The sequence below is a fragment of the Kocuria atrinae C3-8 genome, from assembly GCF_000286355.1.
Lineage (GTDB): Bacteria > Actinomycetota > Actinomycetes > Actinomycetales > Micrococcaceae > Kocuria > Kocuria atrinae_A.
This window is the reverse complement of sequence record NZ_AJXN01000020.1, coordinates 1-4,417: the sequence shown is the minus strand read 5'-3', so window position 1 is coordinate 4,417 and position 4,417 is coordinate 1. Positions and strand designations below refer to the sequence as shown.

Below are 4,417 nucleotides of genomic sequence, written 5' to 3'. Positions count from 1 at the left end.
CATCCCGTCTTTAATTGCGACCCAAGCCCAGCATGCTCATCGGTGGATCAAGCTTAGCCACAGCGGTTGAACCGCCTTGCCGGGCGATGACTGTTGATGAGGATGAGTGATCCAGCTGAAGCTCCACTAATCGGCTTCACGACAACTCGGTCACCGAAACCCGTTCACTGAGAGACGTTCTTCGGGGAGGACATACTCCCGAAAAACCGTTGACCAGTGGACGGGTTTCGCGCTGTCTCCGCTCACTTTCTCGCGAAGCAGTGCACCAGTACACGGCTTTCGGAGAGTATGTGCCCCGCGGAGATCATGCACTGATGAACACTCCGTACCCATGCGTTTCGGACTCCACAGGCTATTGCGAACATGCCAAAGATCCGTCGAAATGCACAATGCCGTGCGCGGAAGGCCTGTGAGGTCGGGCCAGTTGGTTCTCTGGACTCATGCGAGTGGTGGATGTGTATCGGTTGTCGCGGCGGCTCAAAGAGTTGGCGGATGCGGCTGTGCCCGCCGAGGGGGATGGTCGACTCAAACCTGGGGAAATGGAGGTGATGAATTACCTCGCGGAGAATCCGGGTGAACCGGTTAGCGGGATTGCGCGGGGGACGCGATTGTCCAAGAGTCTGGTGTCCAAGTACGTGAGAGAGCTCCACGGGGTGGGCCTTGTGCAGTACCAAGCCGATTGTTTTGACGCGCGGTTCAAGATGATCGAACTCTCCGAGTCTGCGCGGAAGGAGATCCAACTGCGAGCGGAAGTGTCCGTGCAATTTGCTCTCTATGAACACGAACCGTGGCTGTCCTACAAGCAACAACGGGACGCTCTTGACCTCATGAAGTCCTTGGCGGACATTCTTCGGTGACGGCAAGGTTCCGAATTTACGGAATCTTTCGCTGACTGAGTCCGCAGATGCGGATAGTCTGGCCGCATGACTCTTCTGCGGGTGGCTGATGCGGCGCTGTTCTTGGGTGTCAGTGATGACACGGTGCGTCGGTGGATCGACCAGGGCACGCTCACGCGTCAACAGAACGCGTCCGGACACGCGGTGGTGGACGGAGTGGAGCTGGCCGAGCTGGCCAAACGCAATGCGGTGAACCCCAAGGATCCCAACAGCGGTAAGGGGTCGGCGCGGAACCGGCTGGTCGGACTGGTGACCTCGGTGACTTCGGACAAGGTGATGTCCCAAGTGGAAATGCAGTGCGGTCCCCACCGGATTGTCTCGCTCATGAGCACCGAAGCAGTGCGAGAGCTCAAACTCGAACCGGGGTCGGTGGCCACCGCGGTGGTCAAAGCGACCACGGTGATTGTCGAATCCGGAGATTTCTCGTGAAGGCTCGGGCAACGCTGGCCGTGCTGAGTGCCGCGGCCACATTGATTCTCACGGCGTGTGGAACTGTCGGGGACAGTAGCGAAAGCTCGAGGGAGAGTGGGGGAGCGGCGTCGTCGGCGGAGGGAAGGCTGACGGTGTATGCGGCGGCGTCGTTGACCAGAAGCTTTGACCGGCTGGCCGAGGAATTCGAGGCTGAGCACCCAGGCGTAGATGTGATGGTGGATTACGGCGGATCGTCCGGGCTGGTGCAGCGTCTGCAGGAAGGGCGCGGGCGGATGTTTTTGCGTCCGCTGACGAGCGGACCATGCAGCGGTTGACCGATTCGGACCTGCCAACCGGTGAACCGGAGATCTTCGCAAGCAACTCGCTCACGCTCGTGGTGCCAGAGGGCAATCCGGCCGATATTGCCGGCTTGGATGACGTGCGTAAAGACGGCGTGAATTTCGTGCGATGCGCGCCCGAAGTGCCGTGCGGAGCGGCCGCGGATGAACTCGAAATGGTGAATGGCTTAGAGCAGAACCCCGTGAGCTCGGAGCTTTCTGTGACAGATGTTCTGGGCAAGGTCACGTCGGGCCAGGCGGATGCGGGGTTGGTCTACGTCACGGATGCCAAGGCAGCTGGGGACCGAGTGGAGATGATCGAGGTTCCGCATTCGCGAGACGTCGTCAATCGATACCCGGTGGTGACGTTCCCGGAATCGTTGAACTCAACGGCGGCACGGGAGTTTGTCGACCTGCTCACGAGCGAGCGTGGTCAGAGCATTCTGGGTGACGAGGGGTTCGGGCGCCGTGACGCGTGCTCGTTTCCGCACGGTGCCCGGATGGGTGCTCGTTCCGGCGCTGCTGGGGGCGCTGTTTGTCCTCTTGCCGCTGGTGGGCATGCTGCTTCGTGTCGATTGGCCGAACCTGTGGGGTTTGCTGACGTCCGAGTCTTCGCTCACGGCGCTTGGGCTGAGTTTGCGGACCGCCCTGATCTCCACGCTGTTGTGTGTGGTGCTGGGCTGTCCGCTGGCGTTAGTGCTGGCCAGGGTGCAACTAGCGGGCTTGCGAATCCTCAGATCATTGGTGCTTCTCCCGCTCGTGCTGCCACCGGTGGTGGGTGGCATTGCCTTGCTGTACACGTTCGGTCGACTGGGGTTCGTGGGTCGACAACTGGAAGCGCTCGGGATCTCGATTGCCTTCTCCACGACCGCGGTGGTGCTCGCGCAGACGTTTGTGGCGCTGCCATTCTTGGTGGTCTCCCTCGAGGGTGCGTTGCGAACGATGGGCACCCGATATGAAGAAGTGGCCGCCGGGCTGGGAGCATCGCCAACCGTCGCGATGCGGCGGATCACGATTCCGTTGGTGGCTCCGGCCATTGCATCGGGGGCGGCGCTGTCGTTCGCGCGATGCTTGGGGGAGTTCGGTGCGACCCTGACCTTCGCCGGCAGCATGCAGGGGGTCACGCGCACGTTGCCACTCGAGATCTACCTGCAGCGCGAAACCGACCCGGATGCCGCTATAGCGCTGTCGCTTTTGCTGGTGCTCGTGGCGGTCGCGGTTGTCGGGTTCTCGGCCCCCGCCCGACGACGCCGCGGCGCCGGCTTCCGCTCCGGGCTGTCAGGTTGGTTGCGGGAAGCAGACGTCTCGAGCGGGGTTCGATTGATGCCGATGGGTCCGGGACCTCACCGGCGTCCGGTCGAGGAGTCGCTACCGACCGGGGCCGGAGAGTATCCGTTACTTCGGACGGACTGACAGGCTCCGCCGAGGTGCCGGGTCTCCACATGGACCCGGAAGCCGGATGGCGGGAACGTGACGGGGTGGAAGCCCACGTAGTCGTTGCCGAACGCGGCGTGGATGCGGATCTCAGGGCAGGGCCTGGTGAGACGGTGGCCTGATCGGGCCCAACGGCGTGGGTAAGTCAACGGTGTTCGCGGTGATTGCGGGTCTCCTGGCACCCGACCGGGGACGAGTGCGGGTGGCGGGGAGCGACGTCATCGACCTGGGGAAAGGCCGTAGCCGCACGTGGACGCCGGCGCATCGACGGGGCGTGGCGCTGATGGCGCAGGAACCGTTGTTGTTCCCGCATCTGAGTGTGTTGGAAAACGTGGCCTTCGGCCCGCGGTGCAAGGGCGAGGGTCGGAAGGCCTCGAGGCGGGCGGCACGTGACTGGTTGAGTGAGGCGGGCGCGGAGCGGTTCGCGGATCGTTATCCGGAGCAACTGTCAGGCGGGCAAGCGCAGCGGGTGGCAATCGCGCGAGTGTTGGCGGCGGAACCGGAACTGGTGCTGTTGGACGAACCCCTGAGCGCGCTGGATGTCTCGGCTCGGCCGGAGATTCGAAAGGTACTCAAACGCGTGCTCGCGGACAGAACCGCAGTGATCATCACGCACGATCCGAATGACGTTGCCGAGTTGGCTGATCACACGGTGAGGCTGGGGCCGGTCGAAAGCGGCAGATGGATGACGGTGGCTCAAGCTTTGGTGGCTCGGCCACGCGTGTTTGAATGACCAGCATGTCGCGCGTGAAAACTGCTCCTGACTGGGCTCGATGGGCGTCGGAGATCTTCCAGCCGCCGTTGGTCCTGGCTGCACTGCTCGTGGTGCTCCCGTGGGGTGCGATCCCGGGCGCATGGTCATTGGTGTGGGGTATCGCTGCTGCGGTTTTCGTCTGTGGAGTCCCGCTGACCGTGGTGCTTCTGCTGGTCCGGCGCGGTGTGTTGACGGACCACCATGTGAGTGAAAAATCGCATCGGCGGCCGGTGATGATCGGGACGCTGGTCATGGTGGTGGGGTTCCTCGTCGCAACCCTGTATTTCAATGGCCCGGTGGAAATCGTGGGGCTTTTGGCATCAACCGTCCTGGCGGGCACCCTATTGGCAGTGGTGAGTCCGTGGTGGAAGGTCTCGGGTCACGGCATGATGATGGGCGGCACCGTAGTGGTCCTTGCGGTGTCCTGGGGTCCGGTCGGACTGCTGTTCATTCCAGTGGCTCTGCTCGTGAGTTGGAGTCGCACGAAACTCCAGGCACACAGCGGTTCACAAGTTATCGCGGGTTTCCTCTACGGCGTGGTGGTGCTCGGCGGTATCTACGCCTGGCTGGTGCAGTGACTTAGC

At 62.6% G+C, this 4,417-nt stretch carries 5 protein-coding genes and 1 pseudogene; all 6 read left to right on the top strand.

From position 1 onward, the window contains the following. Positions 1 to 440: 440 nt before the first annotated feature. Positions 441 to 857 (top strand): MarR family winged helix-turn-helix transcriptional regulator, encoded by a 417-nt coding sequence (locus tag YO9_RS0102890; RefSeq protein ID WP_223286012.1) that lies wholly within the window; start codon positions 441 to 443, stop codon positions 855 to 857. A gap of 66 nt (positions 858 to 923) precedes the next feature. Continuing rightward, on the top strand, positions 924 to 1,325 hold the full coding sequence (locus YO9_RS0102885) for a TOBE domain-containing protein (RefSeq protein ID WP_016996165.1): 402 nt from the start codon (positions 924 to 926) through the stop codon (positions 1,323 to 1,325). Further along, a pseudogene (gene modA / locus YO9_RS21280) lies at positions 1,322 to 2,046 on the top strand (molybdate ABC transporter substrate-binding protein); the annotation flags it as partial. The gene YO9_RS0102885 and the pseudogene modA, both read left to right, overlap by 4 nt. Before the next feature lie 67 nt (positions 2,047 to 2,113). Continuing rightward, positions 2,114 to 3,058 carry an ABC transporter permease gene (locus YO9_RS0102875; protein WP_223286011.1) on the top strand — a complete coding sequence of 315 codons (945 nt, stop codon included), beginning with the start codon at positions 2,114 to 2,116 and terminating at the stop codon, positions 3,056 to 3,058. A gap of 157 nt (positions 3,059 to 3,215) precedes the next feature. Beyond that, positions 3,216 to 3,812, top strand: coding sequence for a sulfate/molybdate ABC transporter ATP-binding protein (locus YO9_RS0102870; protein ID WP_016996163.1), 597 nt, complete (start codon positions 3,216 to 3,218; stop codon positions 3,810 to 3,812). Positions 3,813 to 3,817: 5 nt separating this feature from the next. Then, a complete protein-coding gene (locus YO9_RS0102865; RefSeq protein WP_016996162.1) occupies positions 3,818 to 4,411 on the top strand; it encodes a phosphatase PAP2 family protein in 594 nt (197 codons plus the stop codon). Positions 4,412 to 4,417 lie beyond the last annotated feature (6 nt).

Bases quoted from the DNA above. Each gene is read 5' to 3' on its own strand.
- YO9_RS0102890 (WP_223286012.1), top strand. From the start codon at position 441: ATGCGAGTGGTGGATGTGTATCGGTTGTCGCGGCGGCTCAAAGAGTTG.
- YO9_RS0102885 (WP_016996165.1), top strand. From the start codon at position 924: ATGACTCTTCTGCGGGTGGCTGATGCGGCGCTGTTCTTGGGTGTCAGT.
- YO9_RS0102865 (WP_016996162.1), top strand. From the start codon at position 3,818: ATGTCGCGCGTGAAAACTGCTCCTGACTGGGCTCGATGGGCGTCGGAG.